The 23,652-nt window shown below is 32.1% G+C and carries 22 protein-coding genes and 1 tRNA gene; 9 read left to right on the top strand and 14 right to left on the bottom strand.

Annotated elements, in window-relative coordinates; all coding sequences use genetic code 11:
• Positions 1-85: 85 nt before the first annotated feature.
• The 3 genes from ACQ76T_RS21500 to ACQ76T_RS21490 form a co-directional block, all read right to left on the bottom strand.
• On the bottom strand, positions 86-457 hold the full coding sequence (locus ACQ76T_RS21500) for an NADH-quinone oxidoreductase subunit A (RefSeq protein WP_034693436.1): 372 nt from the start codon (positions 455-457) through the stop codon (positions 86-88).
• A gap of 269 nt (positions 458-726) precedes the next feature.
• Positions 727-903, bottom strand: a complete 177-nt coding sequence (locus ACQ76T_RS21495) for a hypothetical protein (protein WP_431345256.1) — start codon at positions 901-903, stop codon at positions 727-729.
• A 60-nt stretch (positions 904-963) separates the two neighbouring features.
• Complete coding sequence (locus tag ACQ76T_RS21490; RefSeq protein ID WP_431345255.1) at positions 964-2,097, bottom strand: GNAT family N-acetyltransferase; 1,134 nt, start codon at positions 2,095-2,097, stop codon at positions 964-966.
• A gap of 105 nt (positions 2,098-2,202) precedes the next feature.
• Here ACQ76T_RS21490 and ACQ76T_RS21485 point away from each other — a divergent pair, with 105 nt between their 5' ends.
• On the top strand, positions 2,203-2,913 hold the full coding sequence (locus tag ACQ76T_RS21485; RefSeq protein ID WP_431345254.1) for a zinc metallopeptidase: 711 nt from the start codon (positions 2,203-2,205) through the stop codon (positions 2,911-2,913).
• On the opposite strand, the gene ACQ76T_RS21480 is transcribed toward ACQ76T_RS21485, so the two are convergent.
• The 8 genes from ACQ76T_RS21480 to rbfA all read right to left on the bottom strand — a co-directional run bounded on the left by ACQ76T_RS21480 (position 2,910) and on the right by rbfA (position 10,411).
• Positions 2,910-3,515: an IMPACT family protein gene (locus tag ACQ76T_RS21480; RefSeq protein ID WP_431345253.1), complete on the bottom strand. Its 606-nt coding sequence runs from the start codon at positions 3,513-3,515 to the stop codon at positions 2,910-2,912. The two genes, ACQ76T_RS21485 and ACQ76T_RS21480, sit on opposite strands and share 4 nt — an antisense overlap.
• Before the next feature lie 124 nt (positions 3,516-3,639).
• A complete protein-coding gene (locus tag ACQ76T_RS21475) occupies positions 3,640-3,816 on the bottom strand; it encodes a bacteriocin-like protein (protein ID WP_431345252.1) in 177 nt (58 codons plus the stop codon).
• Positions 3,817-3,882: 66 nt separating this feature from the next.
• Positions 3,883-4,908 (bottom strand): bifunctional diaminohydroxyphosphoribosylaminopyrimidine deaminase/5-amino-6-(5-phosphoribosylamino)uracil reductase RibD, encoded by a 1,026-nt coding sequence (gene ribD, locus ACQ76T_RS21470; RefSeq protein WP_431345251.1) that lies wholly within the window; start codon positions 4,906-4,908, stop codon positions 3,883-3,885.
• Positions 4,909-4,971: 63 nt separating this feature from the next.
• A complete protein-coding gene (locus ACQ76T_RS21465) occupies positions 4,972-6,774 on the bottom strand; it encodes a DUF349 domain-containing protein (protein ID WP_431345250.1) in 1,803 nt (600 codons plus the stop codon).
• A gap of 74 nt (positions 6,775-6,848) precedes the next feature.
• Entirely contained in the window at positions 6,849-7,586 is a 738-nt protein-coding gene (locus ACQ76T_RS21460; RefSeq protein ID WP_431345249.1) for a shikimate dehydrogenase family protein, read from the bottom strand.
• Positions 7,587-7,649: 63 nt separating this feature from the next.
• Entirely contained in the window at positions 7,650-8,762 is a 1,113-nt protein-coding gene (locus ACQ76T_RS21455; RefSeq protein ID WP_431345248.1) for an endonuclease, read from the bottom strand.
• 80 nt (positions 8,763-8,842) lie between these two features.
• Positions 8,843-10,048 (bottom strand): ABC transporter permease, encoded by a 1,206-nt coding sequence (locus ACQ76T_RS21450; protein ID WP_431345247.1) that lies wholly within the window; start codon positions 10,046-10,048, stop codon positions 8,843-8,845.
• Positions 10,049-10,051: 3 nt separating this feature from the next.
• Positions 10,052-10,411 (bottom strand): 30S ribosome-binding factor RbfA, encoded by a 360-nt coding sequence (rbfA, locus tag ACQ76T_RS21445; RefSeq protein ID WP_431345246.1) that lies wholly within the window; start codon positions 10,409-10,411, stop codon positions 10,052-10,054.
• Between the two features lie 92 nt (positions 10,412-10,503).
• Between rbfA and mce the strand changes: the two genes are divergently transcribed.
• The 8 genes from mce (at position 10,504) to ACQ76T_RS21405 (ending at position 21,633) form a co-directional block, all read left to right on the top strand.
• Complete coding sequence (gene mce, locus ACQ76T_RS21440) at positions 10,504-10,902, top strand: methylmalonyl-CoA epimerase (protein ID WP_431345245.1); 399 nt, start codon at positions 10,504-10,506, stop codon at positions 10,900-10,902.
• Between the two features lie 62 nt (positions 10,903-10,964).
• Positions 10,965-11,038 (top strand) — tRNA-Ile (locus ACQ76T_RS21435).
• Positions 11,039-11,284: 246 nt separating this feature from the next.
• Entirely contained in the window at positions 11,285-14,185 is a 2,901-nt protein-coding gene (locus ACQ76T_RS21430; RefSeq protein ID WP_431345244.1) for an N-6 DNA methylase, read from the top strand.
• A 1-nt stretch (position 14,186) separates the two neighbouring features.
• Positions 14,187-15,392 carry a restriction endonuclease subunit S gene (locus ACQ76T_RS21425; RefSeq protein WP_431345243.1) on the top strand — a complete coding sequence of 402 codons (1,206 nt, stop codon included), beginning with the start codon at positions 14,187-14,189 and terminating at the stop codon, positions 15,390-15,392.
• Between the two features lie 24 nt (positions 15,393-15,416).
• On the top strand, positions 15,417-18,614 hold the full coding sequence (locus ACQ76T_RS21420; RefSeq protein ID WP_431345242.1) for a type I restriction endonuclease subunit R: 3,198 nt from the start codon (positions 15,417-15,419) through the stop codon (positions 18,612-18,614).
• Positions 18,614-19,288 carry a M48 family metallopeptidase gene (locus tag ACQ76T_RS21415; RefSeq protein WP_431345241.1) on the top strand — a complete coding sequence of 225 codons (675 nt, stop codon included), beginning with the start codon at positions 18,614-18,616 and terminating at the stop codon, positions 19,286-19,288. Before ACQ76T_RS21420 ends, ACQ76T_RS21415 begins: the two co-directional genes overlap by 1 nt.
• A 190-nt stretch (positions 19,289-19,478) precedes the next feature.
• On the top strand, positions 19,479-20,756 hold the full coding sequence (locus ACQ76T_RS21410) for a protein NO VEIN domain-containing protein (protein WP_431345240.1): 1,278 nt from the start codon (positions 19,479-19,481) through the stop codon (positions 20,754-20,756).
• A 118-nt stretch (positions 20,757-20,874) separates the two neighbouring features.
• Entirely contained in the window at positions 20,875-21,633 is a 759-nt protein-coding gene (locus ACQ76T_RS21405) for a DUF6011 domain-containing protein (RefSeq protein WP_431345239.1), read from the top strand.
• Positions 21,634-21,653: 20 nt separating this feature from the next.
• Here ACQ76T_RS21405 and ACQ76T_RS21400 read toward each other — a convergent pair whose 3' ends face one another.
• From ACQ76T_RS21400 to ACQ76T_RS21390, 3 genes are all read right to left on the bottom strand, one after another.
• Complete coding sequence (locus ACQ76T_RS21400) at positions 21,654-22,877, bottom strand: tyrosine-type recombinase/integrase (protein ID WP_431345238.1); 1,224 nt, start codon at positions 22,875-22,877, stop codon at positions 21,654-21,656.
• Between the two features lie 7 nt (positions 22,878-22,884).
• Positions 22,885-23,097 (bottom strand): helix-turn-helix transcriptional regulator, encoded by a 213-nt coding sequence (locus ACQ76T_RS21395; protein WP_431345237.1) that lies wholly within the window; start codon positions 23,095-23,097, stop codon positions 22,885-22,887.
• A gap of 89 nt (positions 23,098-23,186) precedes the next feature.
• The gene (locus ACQ76T_RS21390) at positions 23,187-23,588 is read right to left on the bottom strand and encodes a hypothetical protein (protein WP_431345236.1); all 402 of its coding nucleotides are present in this window, start codon (positions 23,586-23,588) and stop codon (positions 23,187-23,189) included.
• Positions 23,589-23,652 lie beyond the last annotated feature (64 nt).

The raw sequence follows: 23,652 nt of genomic DNA, 5'->3' as shown, positions 1-23,652 counted from the left end.
AAGATCAAAAGAGTTGAATAGGTAAAAAACAGGACTTGCCGGTTTTAAAACGATTTCCCCAGATCTAATCTTTTAATGTTAAAATTTATTTGTCCCAATCTAGTGCACCACGTTTCCAAACATAGAAAAACGCTACGAAGAATATCGCAACGAATGTAAGCACAGCCAGGAATCCTTCCATACCGAATTCTCTGAAGTTTACCGCATACGGATAAAAGAATACGATTTCAATATCGAATAGTACGAACAATACCGCCGTCAGGAAATACTTGATAGAAAACGGTGTTCTCGCATTTCCTTCTACAGGAACCCCACATTCCCAGCTTTGGTTTTTTACAGAATTTCCTTTTTTCTGTTGAGGACCTAAGAAATGTGCCCCAAGCAATGAAACAGCGACAAATCCTACTGCTACACCTGCCTGGATAAGGATTGGAATATAACTTTCAGGTAAATTCATTTTTGCATTATTATCTCAATTTGCAAATTTAACGAATAAACAATAAAGCATGAAATTAATCAGGTTAAAAGTGGGGCGAAAATGCGAAGAATCGGTAATTTAGAATCAATAAAAATTAGCGATTTATGATTGTTTTTATGGTGTGTTTTTCCTCCTTTTTTTGTAGTCACTCCCCAAAAATAAACTCCATCCTATATTCTTAAAATAGTTTTAATTTTCTTTTTTTAGAAGTATTGAGATGGATGAAAGGGGTATTGCAGGCCTGGGCGCTATTTCTTCATTTTCTTAAGAAGAGAATAGGCCATAAATGAAATATATCCGAAAAGAATACTGGCTAATGCAATATTGATTATCGTATTCATTCTGTCATCTGGAGACTGAAAAAAAAGATTATAAGCAATAAAGCCGGCAATCAAGACCGCGAAGATGATCAATTGTGGTTTCATATGGTTGGAAAGTAGGTTGAAGGGATTAGTTTGTGAATATGAGCCATGAAATATTGTTCATTACTCACTGCTTATGATCATAGAATATGTTCTTCTTCGTTTATGATTAACAGGGTTGTAATCCTGCCAAAGTACCTGTACGCTTTTATTTTCTTCCAATTCAGGATTGGTTTCAGCGAAATCAATTCCCATGCTGGTAAACCGTACAAAAATTTCTTTGAAAATAATAGCCGTTACACCACGTCTCTGGTATTCGGGATGAATTCCGATAAGATAGAAATTGGCACGATCATTCTTTTTTCCGGCTTGTAAAAAGTGCCACCATCCCAATGGAAATAATTTCCCTTTTGATTTCTGAAGAGCCTTAGAATAAGAAGGCATTGTGATAGCAAAAGAAACCAACTGCTCATTTTCATCCACCACACAGATTACATAATTTTTATTGATAAAAGGAAAGTATTTTTCCCTGTACGTTTTGATCTGTTCTTCTGAAATGGGAGTGTACGTAGAAAGATGTTTATAAGTTTCATCCAAAAGCTTAAACATAGGTTCTACATAAGGAAGAATTTCTTCTTTTGATTTGAATTTGAGAACTTTAAGTTTATATTTCTGAGCAATCAGGCCACTGAATTTCTCCACTTTTTCTGGAAGTACTTTCGGGAAATTCATTTCATATTCTACCCATTCTTTTTCTTTGGTTAATCCAAGGTTTTCAAGGTGTTTGGGGTAATAGGCGTGATTGTAGATTCCAATCATCGTTGCCAGTTTATCAAATCCCATCGTCAGCATGCCTGCTTTGTCAAGATTGGTGAAACCCATAGGGCCTTCAATCATTTCAATATTGTGCTCATTGGCATAATCTATAGCGGTTTGAATTAAAGCCTTGGAAACTTCAGTATCATCAATGAAATCTATCCAGCCAAAACGTACTTTTTTGTTCCCTAATTCTTTCTCTTCTTTACGATTAATGATTACAGCAATTCTTCCCACTACTTTACCGTCTTTAGTCGCCAGAAACTGCTTAGATTCTGAATACTGTAAGGCCGGATTTTCCTTTGCATCCCAGATTTTCATTTCGTCTTTTATAAAAGATGGGACATAGTATGGGTTGTTTTTGTACAAATCCATCGGAAACTTTACGAATTGCTTGAGCTGATCAGCTGTTTTTACTTCAATAATTGAAACTGTTGACATGATTTTCGAGGGTAATTTGAGAACAAATATAAATAATAATATCTTATACTTTGGCACAGTTTTTATATGATTATGGATAAAAATTGAACACAAAATCTATATAAAATGGCGGGTTATTATATCATTATTGGTATTTCAATGCTGGTGAGCTGGTGGGTTTCATCCAGATTGAAATCAAAATTTGAATATTATTCCAACGTACATCTTCGAAATGGACTTTCGGGGAAAGAAGTAGCGGAAAAAATGTTGAGAGATAACGGGATTAATGATGTTCAGGTAATATCAGTTCCCGGACAGTTGACGGACCACTATAATCCGGCCGACAAAACAGTAAACCTTTCTGAAGGGGTTTATATGCAGAGAAATGCAGCGGCAGCGGCAGTTGCGGCTCACGAATGCGGACATGCAGTACAGCATGCAGTAGGATATTCAATGTTGAATTTACGTTCAAAGCTGGTTCCTATTGTTAACATAAGTTCCAATCTGATGCAGTTTGTTCTTATCGCGGGTATCGCGGTAATGGCTGCATCAAGAACTATTGACAATCCCAACGGGAATACTACAGTTCTGGCAATTGGTGTGGCAATGTTTGCCGTAACAACACTTTTTGCCTTTGTAACATTACCTGTAGAATATGATGCAAGTAACAGAGCAATGAAATGGCTTAAGGATACAGGAACGGTAACGGCTGAAGAGTTTGTAGGAGTTCAGGATAGTTTAAGATGGGCGGCAAGAACGTATGTGGTAGCGGCTTTAGGATCTCTGGCTCAGCTTCTGTATTGGGGATCTTTGCTTCTTGGAGGAAGAAGAGATTAATCTAAAAATTCAAACGAAACATATTGCATCTCGGAAAGTTTTTCTGAGATGTTTTCTTTTTGAACCAATTTTAAAGAAGCTGTAAGGATGCAATTTTCATTGGCGTCAAAACTCAGAACTTTAGCATCAAATTTTGATAACAAGGTGAAAATAATATTTTGCTGGTTGAAGTTGAATTGAATCTCAATTTCCGTTTCCAATTCTTTTGTTATAATGTTGGCTTCTTCCAGTGTAATTTTTGCAGATTCCTTGTAAGCTTTTACCAGTCCCGAAACGCCAAGCTTTGTTCCCCCGTAGTAACGGACCGAAATCACTAAGACATTGGTGACCTCATTAGCAAGTAATTGGTTGTAGATAGGAAGTCCGGCACTTCCTGAAGGTTCTCCATCATCATTGGCACGATAATTTTCTCCGTTCAGTCCCATTCTGAAAGCGTAGCAGTGGTGGGTTGCTTTTGGATGTTCTTCTCTTACTTTTTCCAGAGCATTTTTCAGTTCGGTTTCATTATTTACCGGATAGGCAAATCCCAGGAATTTGCTTCCTTTTTCTTTTAAAAGTGTATTTTCTATCGGTTTCTCTATGGTTTTATATTCGAACGTCATCTGTATTCCGGCTTTATTTATGCAAAAGTATTAAATGCTTTGCTAATCTGCATTATGATGATAAAAGTAAGCCGTCAAATTTTGACGGCTTACGGTATTTGATTTTCTTGATCAACTATAAATCTTACGATCCGCAGAAATCCAGAGGAAGTAAGCACATGTAGTTTGTAGGTCCACAGAAATCCTGAGGGCATTTATCTCTACATCTTGTTACTTCTCCAGTGGGCAATGTGCAATTTACAAAAGCGCCTCCCTGAATTGTTCTTAAACCGGATCTTGATACTTTTTTTAAATTTTTCATAGTAATTTTATTTTTTGATTACTCTAAAATAAAACTATTATTTCATTTGATGGTGATAAAATGCTTTTATTTTAATTCAAAATAAGAAATTGTATTATCTCTATACATTTCTGTTTTTGTGGCTGTATGGTCAAATTTAGGGGCTTTTGTACCATTTGCTAACAATAAATTTTCGTTCTTAATAACAATGGCTTCATCCCAGAGTCCGGCATCAATGAATTTTTGTAAAGTGAAACTTCCTCCTTCAATAATGACGGATTGGATTTGTTCTTTGTATAAAGCTTCCGTGAGCTTAGGAAGAAAATTCTCTTTGTTGATTTTAATAAACTGAATATTTTCCTCTGTTCCTTCTTTAACGGAATTTAAAACCAAGGTTTTTGCTTCTTTATTATAAATATTGAAGTTGTCAGGAACTTTCAGATCAAAGTCAATTAAAATTCTGACAGGGTTTGTTCCTTCTACATTTCTCACCGTTAAACTCGGATTGTCATTGAATGCAGTGTGAGTTCCTACTAAAATTGCATGTTCATCTGCTCTTAACTGATGGACCAACTGATTGACCATAGCATTGGAAATTGCAGTAGGTCTGAAATCTTTGTCTAAAAATCCGTCACCAGATTCTGCCCATTTCAAAATAATATAAGGCCTTTTCTTTTCGTGATAGGTGAAAAATCGTTTATTGAGTTGGATACATTCATTTTCAAGAATTCCTGAGATGGCTTCAATACCTGCATCCTGAATGATCTTTTTTCCCTTCCCATTTACTTTATCATGGGAATCCATAGCGCCTATTACTACTTTTTTGAATCCCAATTCTTTTATTTTTAAAGCACATGGAGGTGTTTTTCCATAGTGAGCGCAAGGCTCCAATGAAACATAGATAGTAGATTCAGGGATCAGTTCTTTGTTTTCAACCGAATTGATCGCATTGATTTCCGCATGGTTTTCTCCTGCTTTATGGTGATATCCTTCGCCAATGATTTTTCCATTATGGACAATCACACTTCCTACAAGCGGGTTAGGATAAGTATTACCTAATGCTTTTTGAGCCAGTTCAATACATCTTTTGATATATAATTCGTCGTTATTCATATTTTATAAAAGAAAAAGCGAAGACAAATTACTTTGCTCCGCCTTTATTTATTTTGTTAAGATTTATTCTCCTGCGATAATGTTGTGGAGATTTTGCTTTAAAGTTTCCAGATGAGCCTTCTTTTCATCAATTGTGTTATAAGTATCTCTTAACAGAGGATTTTCTCTTGATGGTTTGTTGAAGAAAGAAAGATTGTTTTCCAGTTTTACAATTTCTGCTTCAAGATCTGAAATCTGATTTTTGATCTTTCTTGCTTTGTCCGTAAGTTGATTTTCGGATAGACCTTCTTCTTTAAGCTCCAGCTCATTGATCTTATTGATCTTCAATTTCTCTCTTAAAGTCTTATTAAACTCTGTATTGATAGAAATTTTATCTCTCGGAACTTTACCAATATTGTTCCAGGATGTTTTGATCTGCTCGATTTTCTCAATGCTTCCTTCTTCGTTGGAAACCATTTTAAGTTCATCAAGAAGAGCTTTTTTGTTTTTATAGTTTTCTTTCCAGTTATCGGTAGAAGTGTTGCTTTTTTCTCTATAATTGTTGAAGAAAGCATTACATGCATCACGGAATTCATCCCATATTTTGTTGGTCATGCTTTTCGGAACATGGCCAATTTTTTTCCAGTCTTCCTGAAGTTTTTTGAATAGCGGAACGGAGATGTCCCATTCTTCATTATTTTGATTGTCCTGAGCCGTTTGAATAAGTTTCAGCTTTTCTTCCAGATTTGCCTGTTGAGAACCTTTTAGAGATTTGTAATAGTTATTTTTTGTAGTGTTGAACCCTCTGAGTGTCGTCTTGAAATCATTCCAGTTTTGGTTAGATAGTTTTCTTGGTACACTTCCGGTTTTTAAAAATTCAGAACGAAGGTCTTCCACCTTTTTAATCGCATTTTGCCAATAGTTATGGTTAGGTGTTTCAGATGGTTCTGAAAGTTTTTTGATTTCAGCGATAATCTGATTTTTCTTTTCAAGGCTTAGATTCTGCTCTTTTTCAATGGATGCTGAAAGTTCAGATTTTCTTTCATGAATTTTGTTGGAAATTTCTTTGAATTCTTCCCAAGTTTTTTCACGGAATTCTTCTGCTACAGGCTCAGCTTCCTCTTTCCAAAGTTTATGAAGATATTGAAGTTCGTTTAATGCTTTTTGAATGACAGGTTCATTTTCCAGTTCCTGAGCACGAGCGATGATATGTTGTCTCTTTTCCAGATTGTGGCTGTATTCCTGCTCCAGGAATTCTTTATTCAGATCCAACATCTGATAAAACTGATTCAGGTGGTGGAAATAATTGTTATTAAGAATTTTGAATTCAGATTTTGCAACCTGACCGGCTTTTGACCATTCTTCTTTAATTTCACGAATAGATTTGAAAAGATTGATTCCGGGCTCTGAACTGGTGTAAAGATTTTTAAGTCTTTCTATAATGCTTTGACGTTGCTCCAGATTTTTTTTCTGTTCTTCTTCCTGTCCTTTTTGGAAGTCATCATGCTTTTCTCTGAAAATATTAACCAAAGCTGAATATTTGGCTTGTGAAGGGTGCTCGTAGCTGAAATTTTCAGCAGGATTTCCAGCTTCTGCATATTCATGCTTTTTATCTTCCACTTCATCATGGATATAATGACTTGCTTTCTCCTTCAGTTGGTTGAATCTTTTGAAATTCTCTCCGGCATTGGGAGTGTTGATTATTTTTTCCATTTCCTTTAACGCATCAGCCAGGGAAATTTCAACCTCCTCATGCTCTTCCAGATGCTCTGTGTCATCTTCATGTGGGACTGCATCATGAGAAACTGCGTTTTCTGATGTTTCCTGAGATACTTCGTTAGGAATTTTATTTTCTTCGTTTTCAGAAAGATTGTTTTCTGTAGTCATAGCAAATCTTTTATGTGAGTGGCGTTAATATCCTTTCTATATAGCTGCAAGGCCAATTAAAGTACTAATTTATGTTATTTTTTTTGAAAATTCCAAATTTCCCAAGCTTTTTCTGCTTGCTGTTCAAGCATATAATATCCGTTGACGGTTTTGGCTCCTTTTTCAGAAGCATTGATGATAAACTGTGTGTAATTGGGGTTGTAAATCAAATCTATGACCAAATGTTCCGCAGATAAGGCATCAAAAGGAAAATTCAGACATTCTTTTACATTTGGGAAAGTACCTACCGGAGTACACTGAATAATAATCTTATGCTCTTTAACGATTTCTTCGGTAAGGGTATCGAAATTAATTTCTGTACTTCTTGAAATAGTCTGGGAAGAAATATTGTGTTTGTCCAAAATATATTTTACCGCTTTTGCAGCACCTCCATTTCCTAGAATTAAGGCTTTATCCTGTGAGGGTTTTTTATGTAAAAAAAGCGTTTTCTCAAAACCAAAGGCATCGGTATTGTATCCTGTTTTTTTTCCATTGTGAATCAGTACGCAGTTTACAGCGCCTATTTTTTCTGCTTCATCACTCAGCTCATCAAGATAATCAATGATTTTTTCTTTATAAGGAATCGTTACATTGAATCCTAAAAGTTCCGGTGAAGAAAACAGGTTTTCTACTTCATTAATTTCACTCAAATCAAAAATATCGTAGGAAAAGTCCTTTAGCATTAGCTTTTGGAATTTGTTTTCGAAGAATTTTTTAGAAAAAGAGTAGGAAATATTTCGTCCTATTAATCCTAATTTTTTATTGGAATCCATATGATCAAAAATAAAAAAAAGACCGGAGAAATCCGGTCTTTGATTTAAATTATTTTTTAATAATTAATCTACGATAAATTTAGTAGAGAAATTATCTGTTTTAAGAATATAAGTTCCTTTCACTAAACCTTTAAGGTTAATTTTGTTTGAGTTTTTGAAAGGGTTAGCAATCGTTTCAATCAGCTTTCCTGAAAGATCATAGATGTCAGCTCTTGAAATTTTGTCAAGTTTTTCTCCTTTTACAAAAAGTTCGTTGTTTTTTACCGGGTTAGGGTAGATGGTGAATTCAGGATTATTTATTGTATTGTTTTCTTTAGTAGAAAGAGTAGAACTCCAGATCATATTGATCCATTCAGGGTGATCAATGAAAGGGTTTCTATTTCCTTGTCTCAGATAAATGGCATTATTTCTGTCTATTTCTCTTTGAGAAACTGGGTCTTGAGCTGCCCATTTCAACATAAGATTAAGATACCATTGTTGCAATCCTCTATTTACAGTGCCATCTAAAGGGCTTGATGCATTCTGAAACTGTGTGAAAGAAGCAAGTTTATGCTCATACATCGTTACGAAATATAACTGCATTCTGGCAATGTCTCCTTTGAACTCATCAATAGGTTCAAAAATAACTCCGCTGTATCCTGGAAAGTTGCATGTTCCTACTTTGGATCCGTTGGTAAAGGTCAGCGTAGGTGTTGAAGTTTCTCCATAAGGGAAACTTTCTCTTTTGCTGTTTACATAATAATCTGAAGGGATTACGAAGTGAGCATCATTAGCCATTGGGGTAGCGTTTTGTCCTCCAAAATAGGTCTTAGGTAAAGAGTGCTCTCTGTTGTAGCAGAAGCCTTCATGATTCTGATTTTGGCTTCCACACTGGTTTCCTCCTGAAGTTGATGGGCCAATAACGTACTCATATGCATCTGGACCAGCTGGTTTTTCAGAATACATGTCAAGAAGAGTTCCATTATTTTCGTAATATTTGTCTACGTCTGATGTTGCATAGGTAGTCCATAATCCACTGTATCCTAAATCTGTAGCATTTTTAATGATCTGATTAAGTTTTGTTTTTAAAGCATATCCAGTCAAACCTGCTGTACCATTATAATAGTTAGCGGGTGCCTGTGCTAATGTGGTCATAAATGTGACACCTAGTAGAAAAAAAGATAAAATTCGTTTCATTTTTTTAAAATTGGGGCTCAAAGGTACAAAAAAATGAAACCGTAAAAGATTATTTTGATAAAATATGCAGTCTTAATATATTAATTTTTAGTAATATACTCTTTGCTTATTTTTGAAAAGAACCATGAAATAGTGATTCCGAATAGGGCAGCGGTAAGTGCTACGATGAAATAATTTTTCCCTACAATTTTCACTGGAAAAGGAAGTACTTCATTAGCTCTAAAGAATTCTGTGTACAGTTGGAAATAGCAAAGTGCTGTCCCAAAGAGTAATCCGGTGATAATCCCGGAAATTATGATGAGCAATCCAGTATAAAAATACGTCATTCTTAAATGGCTTAAAGGGAATCCCAGCGAAATAAGAGATTTGGCCTGTTCTTTTTTATCAAGCTGTAAAATAATGATTGCTCCTGCAAGATTAAAGGTAGTAATAAAAATAACCAACGCAAAAATCAGATAAATAAACAGCTTTTCTGTATTAATCATTTTCCAGAAAGCAGCATTTTCTTCCTCTTTGGTTTTGATTTCAATAGTTTTTCCGAGAGAAGAAAGAAGATTTTGCTTTACATTATCCGCGTTCTCCGGATTTTTTAATTTAATAACGATTTGATAAGCTGACTTTTTAGGCAAACTCAATAATTCTTCTGTCAGTTCAATGGGAGAAATGATATAATTATCTAGTTGATCTTTACCTGGAAAAACTCCTGTTACCAGAATATCTCTTTTATTATAGATATCTTCTTCCTTACTAATGATCCCGGTGCCTGGTTTAGGCATAAAGACTGTTGCATAGTGGTTGGAAGAGTCTACCGGAATAGAAAGTCTGTTATCAAGACTGTTTTCCATTAATACTTCATTGGAGTATCTGAAGCTAGGGTAGGTTCCGTAGAACACGTCTCTATTGATAGGGTTTACCTTGGTATAAGCAGAGTCTACTCCTCTTAAGTATGCAATATCTCCTTTTCCATTGAAACTGATGTATACTTTTTCTTCAATAATACGGGAGTAACTGCTGATATCTTTATTGTCTTTTAAAATTTTATTAACTGCATCAAGGTTTTTAATGGTTTTTCCCGAGGCACTTTTTAAAGTTAAATCAGCATGTAGATTAGAAATGAGATCCTTATTAAGATTCTCAAGTCCTGAAAAAACAGATATTATAACGAACATTGCAGCCACAGCAACCGTCATGGCTCCCACGGCCAGCCACGTAATAAACGTAACGGCAGTACTGCCTTTCTTAGCCAAAAGGTATCTGGATGCTATGTAAAATGCAATATTCTTCAAGATCTATAAAACAGGATTGTCGCCTTCACCTCTGAGTTCTCTGTCTAGTTTTTCAACATCATCAAGAGCAGTATCAAGATAAAAATTAAGCTGTGGTATAATACGTACCTGTTTTGCCATTTTCTGGCCGATAAAGTTTCTGTACTGAGGCTTGTTTTCTTCGATTTCCTTCATGACAGCCGTACGGAATTCCTGAGGGAAAATGCTTAAATAAATTTTAGCAATACCCAAATCTGCCGTTACTTTTACATCTGAAACGGATACCAATATACTTTGCTTGCTGTCAGCAGCCTGTCTGCGGAAAAGCTCTGCGAAATCTTCCTGAATGATCTGTGCTACTTTTCTTTGTCTGTTACTTTCCATAATTTATGCAAATTTAGTACTTTTGTTTGAATTGATACTTTGAAATTCTGCTGCAGTATCAAATTTAAGAATTAATTATATTTATTAGTATTATGAAGCTAGAACATATTGGTATTGCTGTAAAGTCTTTAGGCGTTTCTGATGATCTTTTTTCCAAATTATTGGGGAAAGAATCTTATAAAAAAGAAACTGTTGAAAGAGAAGGGGTAGTGACTTCCTTTTATGAAACAGGAGACAGTAAAATTGAACTTTTAGAAGCAAGTAATCCGGAAAGTCCGATCTCAAAATTTATCGATAAAAAGGGAGAAGGCATCCATCATCTGGCATTTGGCGTTGAAAATATCCTTGAAGAAGTAAAAAGATTAAAAAAAGAAGGATTTCAATTTATCTCCGAAGAACCTAAAGAAGGTGCTGATAATAAATTAGTTGTATTCCTTCATCCTAAGTCTACAAACGGAGTGTTGGTAGAACTTTGCCAAGAAAAGCAATAAAAAGTTTTGTAGTGAAAGAAATTTTACTATTTTTGCAAACACAAAATTTAACCAAGTTTTGAGGTCCTATAGCTCAGTTGGTTAGAGCACCTGACTCATAATCAGGTGGTCCCTGGTTCGAGCCCAGGTGGGACCACAATAAATCAGACACTTACAACATGTGAGTGTCTTTTTTTTATGTTGTTGCAAGAAATTTGCAAGTTTTTTAATTAAGAAAATTATTTACAACTAATTTTAACATAATTTTAAATAAATTCGATATTATAAAGTAAAGAAGTTTTTCTAAGATTGTGCAAACTAATTTATAAGTTAGATATCATTTGACATCTAACTTTAATTATGATTATTAGAAGTAGAATAGAAATTGTTGGATTCAAAAGTAATGAACAATAAAAACAAAATTAAACTAACTCAATTAGAGAAGTTTTTGATGGATTGTGCAGATATTTTACGTGGTAAAATGGATGCTTCCGAATACAAAGAATTAATCTTTGGTATGCTTTTCTTAAAGCGTATGTCTGATGTTTTCGATCAAAAGAGAAATAAAATTCGCAAAGAGTTTAGTCATTTACCTGATGAAATGTTAGAACAGCAAACTGAAGAACCAACGTCTTATGGTACTACATTTTTTGTGCCGAAACGTGCGAGATGGAATGAAGGGTTTGTTGATGAGAATAATGTTGAACAACCAGCTGTCAAACACCTAAAGATAAATATTGGAGCAATGCTGAACAAAGCATTAGATGCTTTAGAAGAAGCTAATTCAGGAACTTTGACAGGGATCTTTAAAGGTAGAATTAATTTCAATAAAGAGCTTGATGGCAAACAAATCGTAAAAAATGAAGATTTACGTAAATTATTGGAGAAGTTCAATGAATTCCCAGAGTTGCTCAATGAAAACTTTGAGTTTCCAGATTTATTAGGTGCAGCTTATGAATATCTTTTAAAGCATTTTGCCGATGAAGGAGGTAAAAAAGGTGGTCAATTCTACACACCTCATACGGTTGTACGATTATTAGTTCAATTATTAGATCCACAAGAGGGGATGTCTATTTACGACCCTACCTGTGGATCTTCTGGTATGTTAATCCAATCTTATCAATATGTAGAAGAGAAAGGCCAAAATGCTGATGATCTAGAGTTGTTTGGACAAGAATCTGATCCATCAGTTGTAGCAATCAGCAAAATGAATATTATTCTCCATAATATCTCAAAATATACGGTTGAGTATGGTGATACATTGGAAGAACCATTAAATCTTGAAAATGGTTTGTTAAAGAAGTTTGATAGAGTTATTGCTAATCCACCGTTTTCTCAAAATTACAATTTAGTCAATGTTAAGAAAAATGAATATAATCGTTTCCCTTATGGATATACGCCAGAAGGTGGGAAAAAAGCGGATTTTATGTTTATTCAACATATGTTAGCTTCTTGTAAGGCGGATGGTAAAGTTGTTGTCGTTATGCCTCATGGAGTATTATTTAGAAGCGGAGAAGAGCTTAAAATTCGTAAAAAGTTGTTAGATCCTACGATTGATGTTTTAGAGGGTGTGATTGGTTTACCACCTCAATTATTTTATGGTACAGGTATTCCTGCGTGTATTATGATCTTCAATAAAAATAAACCTGAAAATCTTAAAGGAAAAGTTTTTTTCATCAATGCCGATAAAGAATATTTGGAGGGCAAAAAACAAAACCATTTAAGACCTGAGGATGTCGAAAAAATACATCACGTTTTTTCAAATAAAATTGAAGAAGGGAAGTATTCAAAATTGGTTTCAATAGATGATATTGAGAACAATGAATACACACTTAATATCCGTAGATATGTGGATAATACAGCCTTACCAGAGCCTCATGATGTTAAAGCTCATTTAATTGGCGGTGTGCCATTGGTAGAGATTAATAATGTACATAGCCAATTTGCAACAAAATTTAATTTCAATTCACTTCAATTCTTTCAAGAACATATTAGTGAAGACTACACATTATTCTCAATAACGGATAATGCAGAAATAAAATCAATTATTGACAATGATGAGAATGTAAGTTCTAAAAGATTAGAATTAGGGATGTTATTAGCAGAATGGTGGGATAAAGCAAAAGATGAGTTCTCTACTCTTGCTCCTAAAATAGAGGCTTCGTCTACTACAATATCTGAGTCTGCAACTGCACACTTATTTTTATCAAACAAAAAGTTTCCAATAGTTCGTAAAGTTCTTCTAACATCAATGGTTGAAAAATTTACTGCAGTTGGTGTATTAGATAAATTCCAAACAGCGGGTGTATTTGTTAACTGGTGGGATAATATTAAATATGATCTTAAGACTATTATGCAAAACGGTTGGGATGCAACTCTTATTCCAGACGAATATCTTATTGATGTCTATTTTCAAGATATAGATAATCTTTTAGATGATAAAGATATGATGGTTGCAGATTTAGAAAATCAGTTGATTGAGAAAGTTGAAAGTATTTTGGAGAACCTAGAATACGAACCAGAGGAAGAAGAAGGAGAAGTAAAGCTAACACCTAAATTAGCAAAAGATCAACTCAAAGCGGAATTAGATTATTTGTTACAAGAGAGCACTGACAGAGAGCGAATAGCTGAACTTAAAAAGGATGAAGAAGAGCTAAAAAAGATAGAATCAGATATTAGAACCATCAAAGCTGAAATTAAAGATTTAAAAGCTGAATTGGAGGTAAAATTAATCATAAAAAGATTTGGTGTAGAGGATTTGAAAAAAGAAAAACAGTTTTTATTAGATGAAGTGCTTAAGACAGAAGCAGATTTAAATGTTTCCGTAAGTGAAATGATACAATTTGTCAAACAGGATTTAAAAAACACTTCTGATTTTGAAGTAATTAAGAAATCGGTGACTGATCTAGAAAAAAGGGTAAAAAAAGATAATCCATCAAGCTTAGAATTAAAAGCAGTAACGAAAGCGAAAGACGATTTAAAGAAAATTACCAAAGAGTACAATGCGAATATGAACGATAAAGAATTGCTTCAAATTTTTTTAGGTAAATTGGATATACAATTAGAAGAGGTTGGAGGAGTTATTACAGAACAAGAATCAAAGGATATTATTCTTAAAAAACATTTCGATTTAATCAATACCCAACTAAATCGTTATGTAGATAACGAACAACGTGCTTTAGTATTTGCTATTGAAAATTTATACAGTAAATATGCTGTATCGGCTAAAGAATTAGAAGATAGTCGTGATGTTGTTATGGAAGAACTAAACCAATTTTTAATGGATTTGAAATATTTGAATTAGTATGAGCGAAATTATAGTTGATTGGGATCAGTTAGAATTTAAAGAATGTATTTTAGAAAATAAAAAATCTTCTCTGAAAGTTTCTTTTGCTACCAATTTTGGAGATTACAATTTCTATACAAGTGGTGAATCTATATTAAAACATCATCAATCTATAATTAATGGGGCTAATATCTATTTGGCGACTGGTGGTAATGCAAATGTAAAATTTGAAGATGGTGCGGCTGCATATTCTACAGATACCTATTCTTTAAAAACTAAAGACAATGTAGATACAAAGTATTTATATTATTATTTATTAAGCAATCTCCAATATATAAATGATAATTTTTTTCAAGGTAGTGGCTTAAAACATTTGCAAAAAAAAGATTTAAAGCAATTTTTAGTTAAAATTCCCAAAGATATTAGAGAACAAAAAAAGATTGCTGAGATTCTGTCGAAAGTAGATGGAGCGATTGATAACACTGAAAAATTAATCCAAAAGTATGAACAGGTAAAAGTAGGATTAATGCAAGATTTATTAACTAAAGGAATTGATGAAAACGGAAATATTCGTTCAGAGGAAACACATCAATTTAAAGATTCTTCTTTGGATATTATTCCTATGGAATGGGATTACTCTAATTTTAAATTACTTTGCAAGTTTGATATTACATATGGAATTGTTCAAGCTGGTCCTAATATCGAAAATGGAGTTGCTTATATAAAGACAGGTGATTTGACTGGAGATAATTTTAAAATTAATAATCTTCAAAGAACTTCTGTAGAAATTGCTAAAAGATTTAAGAGATCTACAATGGAATTAGGTGAAATTGTTTTTGCTTTGAGAGGTGATATTGGTAATTCGAAAATTATAACAGAAGAATTTGTTGGTGCAAATCTAACGCAAGGTACTGCACGCATCTCTTTCGATGAAAATAAGGTTTTAAATAAATTTGCAATTTATATGTTTCAAATGCCTCTAATAAAAAAACAAATTGAGGAGGCGCAAAAAGGAACTACATTCCAAGAAATTTCACTTTCATCATTGAGGAGTTTTGAATTGTTTTATCCAAATAATATACGTGAACAAAAGGTTATAGTTAAACACCTAGATAAAATAACAGACAAAATAATAGGAGAAATTAAAATACTTAATAAATTAAAACTCCAAAAACAAGGCTTGATGCAGGACTTACTTTTGGGAAAAGTCAGAGTAAACTACTAATACCATTAACACTAAAACCAAAATATGATAATTTCTAATGATAATAAATACAGAGGGAAACAAGGCCAGGTTCTTAAATTAGACGAATACAGCAATGTTGAACTACCTTTTATTGATCAACTTAAACAATTAGGATGGAATGCTGATAATAATGAGGTTATTCAATTACAATTACAACAAAAACCCGAAGATAGTTACCGTATGTCTTTTACTCAGGTTCTTTTAGTCCCTAAGTTATCAGAAGCATTAGAAAAAATCAATCCTTTTCTTACATCACCTCAGATAGATGAAGTAATTCGTAAAATTTCGTCTTTTACTTCTTCTAATCTAATAGAAAATAACGAACGTATTTTAAATCTTTTATTAGAAAATACAACCATAGGGCATAACGAGCAAACGGGTGAATTAAGTCCTACAGTAAAGTACATCGATTTTGATAATCCACAAAACAATACATTTACTGCGATTAGTCAATTCAAGATAAATATTACAGGAACAGAAAAGCACATTTTGCCAGACATTGTGTTATTTATCAACGGGATTCCTGTAGTTGTTGCTGAGGCAAAATCTTCTAAAGTAAAAGAACCTATAGATGAAGCTATTGATCAACTACTGAGATATTCTGAACAACGTAATGCAGCAAATGAAGGATGTAAAGAGTTATTTTATTATAATCAATTCGTTATTACAACCTGTCGTACTGAAGCTCGTTTTGGTACAATTACAACACATAACAAAAAACACTTTTATCGTTGGACTGACCCTTATCCATTAACCTTAAATGATTTGGAACATGGACAATCTTCGCCAAACGATCAACAACGTTTAGTAGCAGGGATGTTAACCCCTCAAAATTTATTAGATATTATCAGAATCTTTACGGTTTTTCAAGTAAATGATAAAGGATATAAAATAAAAGTAGTAGGTCGTTATCAGCAGTTTCGTGCAGTAAAAATAGCTACAAAAAGACTGCTAGGAGGAATAAACAATAAAGAGCGTGGTGGTATTATTTGGCACACACAAGGTTCTGGTAAGTCATTAACAATGATGTTTATGGTTCGGCAGATGAAGCTAATTACAAAATTAGCCTCTTGGAAAATTGTATTTGTTACAGACCGGACACAATTAGAAAATCAATTATCAAGTACAGGTAAAAGTATTGGTTTTAATATTAAAACCGCTGAATATATTAATCCAAAAACAAATCCTAATGGGAAGAGTTTAAAAGAATTATTATCAAGCGATAATTCTGATATGATTATGGCTATGATACACAAGTTTCAAGAAAATGGTGATTTAGAAGGCTTGGGTATTTTTCCTGTACTTAATCAGAGTAGTGATATTTTGATAATGACAGATGAGGCACACCGTTCTCAATTCTCTATGTTAGCAGCTAATTTAGACCGTGCGCTACCTAACGCTACATCCATTGGTTTTACAGGTACACCAACCGATAAAACAGAACAAAAGTATAAAGATTATATAGATAAATATACTATGCGTGAAGCCATAGACGATGGAGTTACGTTGGAAATTGTATATGAAGGAATAACGCATAATGCAGAGGTAGAAGATAAAGAAGGCATGGATGCAAAATTTGAAGATGTTTTTTCAGATTACAATCTTACCGAACGTTTACAGATATTAGGTTTTGGTACAAAGGATGCTTATATGGAAAGTGAAGTAACCATTAGTGATAAAGCAAATCATATGGTAAATCATTTCTTAGAAAATATCTTTACAAATGGATTTAAGGCGCAAATAGTAACAAATTCTCGTGAAGCTGCAGTCAGCTATAAAGTTTTTATTGATAAAGCGATTCAAGAAATGATATCTGCCTTAGAGCATAATAATCCGATGTTAATAGACATTGAAATGCTAAAAAAAGTTGAGACCGCGGTAGTTATTTCTGGTAATCATAACGATAAGCCTTATATCAAAGCTTTTACGAATAATTCCTATCATGATAGGGCAATTAAACGATTTAGACTTCCCTTTGGATCAACTGACGAAGATGATAAATCAATAGATGGCAATGTTGGATTTATTATAGTAAACAATATGTTACTAACAGGTTTTGATGCTCCTATCGAGCAAGTAATGTATTTAGATAGGGTAATCGTTGAACACAATTTATTACAAACAATTGCACGCGTAAATCGTGTAGGACCTAAAGGTAAAGATGTCGGATTTATAGTAGATTATGTTGGTGTAGGTCATCACCTAAAAAGAGCATTGGATAATTATGCAGAAAAAGAGCAACAAGAAATTATTGATTGTCTTAAAGATGATAAAGAATTATTTGATGCCCTTCAATTAGTGTATGATGATATTATGGATTTTCTAAAGAAATACAGTTTAGAAGATTTACAAGATTCAGATGCATTCTTTGATACATTTTATGATGAAGATGTTCGTTATGAATACATAAAATTATTTAACAAATTGACTATTGCATTTAATAACGTATTACCAGATAAAAAAGCATTAGATTATTTCAGAGATTATAAATCATTTGCTGAAATTAATAATTTGGCACAACGTCATTTTATGGACGAACGTTTTAGTATGAAAGGGATCCCTCCAAAATTACGAAAGTTAGTGGATGAATTTTTAGTTTCGAAAGGAATAGAACAAACAATTGAACCCATATCTATTATTTCGGAAGATTTTGGAAAAGATGTAAAACCGTATAACTCACAAAAGTCTCAGGCAGCACAGGTTGAGCACGCCATAAGACACTATATAGACATCAATTTAGATGATGATCCAGAACTATTTGCATCATTTTCTAAGCAATTAGAAGATATATTAGAAGAATTCAAAGGAAATTGGAAGAAGATTTATGAAGAGCTTTTAAAGCTTAGAGAAAAAATTAAAGACAGAGAAAAAGAAGTTACCTATGGCTTAGACCGTAAGAAGCAAATGCCTTTCTTTCGCATTTTCAAAAAAGAATTATTTGATAATAGATATTTATCTGAGGATGAAATCACTCAGATGGTATCTTTAACGCAAGAGATATCAAATACTATTACAACAGAAATCAGATTGAAGGGATTTTGGAATAGTGTACCAGCACAAAATAAACTAAAAGAAGAATTAAAAAAAATCTTAATTTCTAAAGAGTATTTTCAAATACCAAATATGCTTGGTAAGCATATTGAACTTATATCAAGACTGTTAGAACATTCTAAGAAAAATCATTTTACAATCGTTGGTTAATGGAGTTTAATTACACAATTATATATTCAAAAAGAAAAACAGCTACTATTTCTGTAGAAAGGGATAGAGAGATAATTGTGCGTGTACCGGAAGGATTGTCAAAGAAAAAGATTAATGAAATAGTTTTAAGTAAAGAAAAATGGTTAATAGAAAAGTTAAATCATAATCAAAAGTATAATCCACATCCAAGCAATAAGGAATTTGTATCTGGCGAAACATTGATTTATTTAGGGCGTAATTATCAATTACAAGTTGTACAGAAACCTATCCAAAATGTAGTATTTGATAGAAGATTTATTATATCAAAAGACAATCAAGTAAATGCTAATAGATTATTTAAAGATTGGTATAAAAGTAGGGCGAGCGAGAAAATAACACCAATAACTAAGAAATACGCTAAACATCTTGGTGTAAAATATAAAGAAATTAAAATTTCTGAAATGAAATACAGATGGGGTTCATGTACACCGGAAGGTAATCTACTATTCAATTGGCGTATCATAAAAGCACCTACGTATGTAGTTGAATATGTTGTTGTACACGAATTAGCTCATTTAATTGAACATAATCATTCAGAAGACTTTTGGAATATTGTATCAATACAACTTCCAAATTTTGATAAAGCTAAAGAATGGTTAAAACAAAACGGAGAGATATTAGAGATTGATTTTTAGTGACGTTACAGGTAAGGAAAAACCTAGAATTAAGGATGCTATTTAAATGTATGTTTCTTTCTTAAACAGATCACTTCAATTGGTTTATCTATAACTATGACAAGTCACTTGTTGAAAGAAATTAATATTAATAAAAATTTCAATTAAAGATTGACTCCTATTGGATTTTATAAGAAATAAATTATAGAATATGGATATTCACGCAAGAATTTTAATCGATTATTCCGGTAGTATGGGATATATGAAAGGGAGTCAAGAATTTGAAAACAAATATTTACTATCAGACGGAACACCTCGCATAGAATTGGTTAAAAAAATTCTTATACAGGATTTGATTCCGACAATTAATCATTTCAAATTTATTAATATTATCAGATTTTCCAGTAGTGTCTATAATCATCAAAATCTAACTTCAAAGTATATATATTCGGGCGAACCCAATGATGAAGCTTTAAAAAGAATTGGAGAATTACCAGTTCCGCCTATTGGAGGGACTCCAATTTATTCAGCTTTTATGAAATATTTTGATTTTGTCAAGAGTAATACTCTCTCAAAAAAAATAATTTTTATAGTAACAGATGGAGATAGTAACGATGTGAAAGATTTTGACGAGAAGATATTAGATTTTATGCAGTCCTCTGGGTACAAGTGTCCTATTTACATTGTAGGAATTGATCAAAACTTGAGTGCGGAAACCAAAAGTAAAAATCTATGTAATAAGAGTGGTGGTAAATATGTTAATCTTAAAGCAATGGATTATGATAGGACATATATCGAATCAATGTTATTTGAATTAAAATCAAATATTTTGAACTCTTCATTAAATATTGTCACAGAGTCTCCAGAAATTAAACAGATTCAGATTATAAATAATCTTGATTTGAAAAAGGAAAATCAACAAGAAATCAATGAAAGCTTTTCTAATGATTACATCATTAAACTAGAGAAGACAATAGAGGAAAATACAAGTGCAATTACTCTTATAGGAAAACAACTCGAATTAATAGTCAATCAAATTTCAGCTTTAAAAAATATTGATTTAAATGAAGAATTAGAAATCGTAGAAGATTCTGAATTTAATTTAAAAATTGGTCGTCACGCAGAATCTGTTTTAAATTCTTATTTAAAAGGTGTTTTGAAACTAAAAAATTGTAAGTGGAATAATGAAATTCAAGAAAATTATAAACCTTACGATTTTAAAATTGAGGATGGTGTAAATTTAAAATATATTGAATGTAAAAGTTCAGTAGGACTTGAGAAGAATTTTTATCTCAGCAAGAATGAGTGGAATTTTTTTTTAGATCATAAAGATAATTATGAACTTATTTTTGTTTCGGAAGTTTTTAAAAAGGATCAAATACTCAATATGGGAAACTTATTTCAAGCAATCATTGATAAAAAAATAGTACCGTATTCGATTAAAAATAGGAAGATTAAATCTGACTTAGCTTATTTTCGAATTGTTTAGTTACTATTACACCATATTTAGAAAATAGTGATAACTTGAGTGGTAGAAGTTAATTGATTAACAAATCTATCTTTATAGTTTGAGAACTATTAATGATAATTAAAAATCAAGTAATACCATGAAACACAATTCGAAAAAATTAAGTTCATTTAATGATTTAAAGAAAATAAAAAATCAACTTAAACTAAATCCATCTATAGGAAAGAGAAAAAACTATTTCACAAATAATTATTTTAAGAAAGTAAAGTTGGAAGATGGTGACTCTGAATTTAAATCCTACTTTTTAGATAGTCACGTAATAAATATTTTACAAAAAGTTTCTCATCGAAAAATAAGAAATTTAGTAAACGAATTCAAAAATATAAGAAATGAAGAAACTTCAAGGACTCTACAATTAAGATTTATTCTCCATTCCATTTGTAATAAATTAAGATTAAAATTTGGTGCAAAAATGTTGTCCTTTGTTCATGATCTTCCAATTTTAACAAGACCAAATGAAAATTTCGAAATACACAATAATTTACAAGATGTTGATTTATCTGAAGATTATGATATTGAAAGTTATTCTATTGAAAAAGAGTATAGGAAAATTTTTATCGGATTTGAAAGACTCGAGTATAATGACCAACCATATATGATAGTTTGTGATAGAAATGGATACTTGCAGGCAAGAATAAATGATTTAGGATTTCTTGAAGAGGATTTTATTAACAGATTAAAGTTCAATTTATTTGACATGATAAAGGATGGTGAATTTTCATACGTAGGTGCTATACTAAACTGCTATTGTTCTATTTGTAGTCGCGAACTAACGGTTTCGGAATCAATATATTATGGAATTGGTCCTATATGTCGAGGAGATTATTATTTTCGATGAACCTGAAAAGAAATTAATTGCTATATCAAATTCTCATTAATATCGAATACCGTTTCCATATCTAAACTATCAAGATAATGTTTTGTCACAGTAGTGTTTGAATGTGATAACATTTCTGATATTTTATCAATGGAAACACCACTCCTTTTAAGGACAGTTGCGTACGAATCTCTGGCAGTTTTCAGTTGAACAGTAATTGACAATTCAAGTTTTTCAGATATTTCTTTAAGAGATTTATTAATAGTTTTTCTCATTTTCCGGTTCATATAATCGAAATTTTGATCGGTATATCCATCTTTTAAGAATCCGAGTAAAAATGGACTTTGCTTATCCCCAACTTTTTTAATAATTTTTTCTACCTTTTCGTTTATTGGTATTACGATTTCCTGTCTCAACTTTTTTCTTGTATTCTCAGTTTTCTTCCTGAAAAATATGTAACAATTTCCTTTTCTTTGATCCCATCGTAACCTTAAAAGATCCGCAAAGTTAATACCGTTACAACGATAGAGTAGTTCCCAAATATTCCGTGCAAATTCTTCTTCTGGGTTTTCAAATTCTTTTAGATTTACAATTTTTAAGATTTCCTCATTACTGAGTACTTGTTTCTTTGGGAAGTATTCACAAATAGAGTAACCACCTTTACCAAAAGGGTAGGAGTAGGAAGAAGGTATTATTTTATTCTTTTTCATAAAGTAATTAATTACCGTTCTGAGATCACGAAAATTTGAATTTATTGAAGATATTGAAATACCTTCATGTAATCTTTTTCTCTCATTTTGTTTCAGGAAATCCGGTGTGATATCCAAAACTGTTATTTCTGGATTATCTCGCGTAAATACATTCTTAGACTCTTTCATATGGACTTTAGTTCTAATACTTAAATGATCATTATCGGTTTTGTATTGTGTGAACAGGTCTACCAATTTTAGCGATGTTGCTGATATTTCTTTTTCAGTTTCAGTACTCTTATTGAAGAATTTTGTCTTAATGTAATTTCTGTCAAAAAAATTAATTTCCGAAATAATTTTTTCAACTTTGGCAACATGTTCTTGACATTTGTGTCGGAATTGCACAGACTTTTCTTCCATGTTCTTTTTGTCAAAAATGTAGGAAAATTGTTTTTCTGTCATTCTTGAAATATTGAGATACAATTGGTTTTTTCCATCTATTATACGAATACTAAGGTTATAATAATCATTTTTAAGTTTAATTCTTTTATCTAATATGAGAGTGCATGTTGCCATTATTTAATTATAATTTGAAAGTTGGTAAGTTTTCTTCGATGGTATTCTTCCTTCCACCTTTATCGATCCAGTTATTAATATCTTCTTTATTAAAAATTAATTTTTTACCTATTTTTCGATATGGTATTTGATTTCTTGATACCATTGAATATATAGTTGATTTAGTAAGTGGGATGTATTTCATTAGAGAATTTAAATCCCAAAATGTATCTTCTGTCATTGATTATAATTTATTTTTATATAAAACCAAAGACATGGCTATGCTATGCCTTTGGTTTGAGTTGGCCAAATTTTGCTTAAGTCAATTTTTTATTCTTCTTCTTTTTCTTCTTGGAACTCTGCCCAGCAATTAAGTTCAACATTTGGGAGAATATTAAAAGTAAAGTCGTCGTCATAACAAAAAATTGGTGCTTTGGGGTTTTCTTTATGTAGAAATTCAGCCCAGTATGTGGTTATAGAAACTGATTCATGAACATAGTCCATTAAATCATCTTCATAATCTTCCCCAAATTCTTCTTTGAGGTATTCTGCATCTTTTTTATATTCATAATTTAAAAGAGTTTGCATGTAATAAAAATTATAAACTATTCTTTCATCTTGTGTTACTCCGATAATTGCATCATTATATATTTTCTGTTGTAAAAATGTAGAATTTGCAAATTCGTTAATTAATGCTTGAGAGAAATCTCTTCTTAAAAATATTATACTCATATTGTTTGAATTTTAATTGTAAAAAATGGGCAATACTAATCCTATCCATCATTTGATGAACTTT

It is taken from the genome of Chryseobacterium sp. JK1 (assembly GCF_050632815.1).
Lineage (GTDB): Bacteria > Bacteroidota > Bacteroidia > Flavobacteriales > Weeksellaceae > Chryseobacterium.
This window is presented reverse-complemented; position numbering and strand designations above follow the sequence as displayed.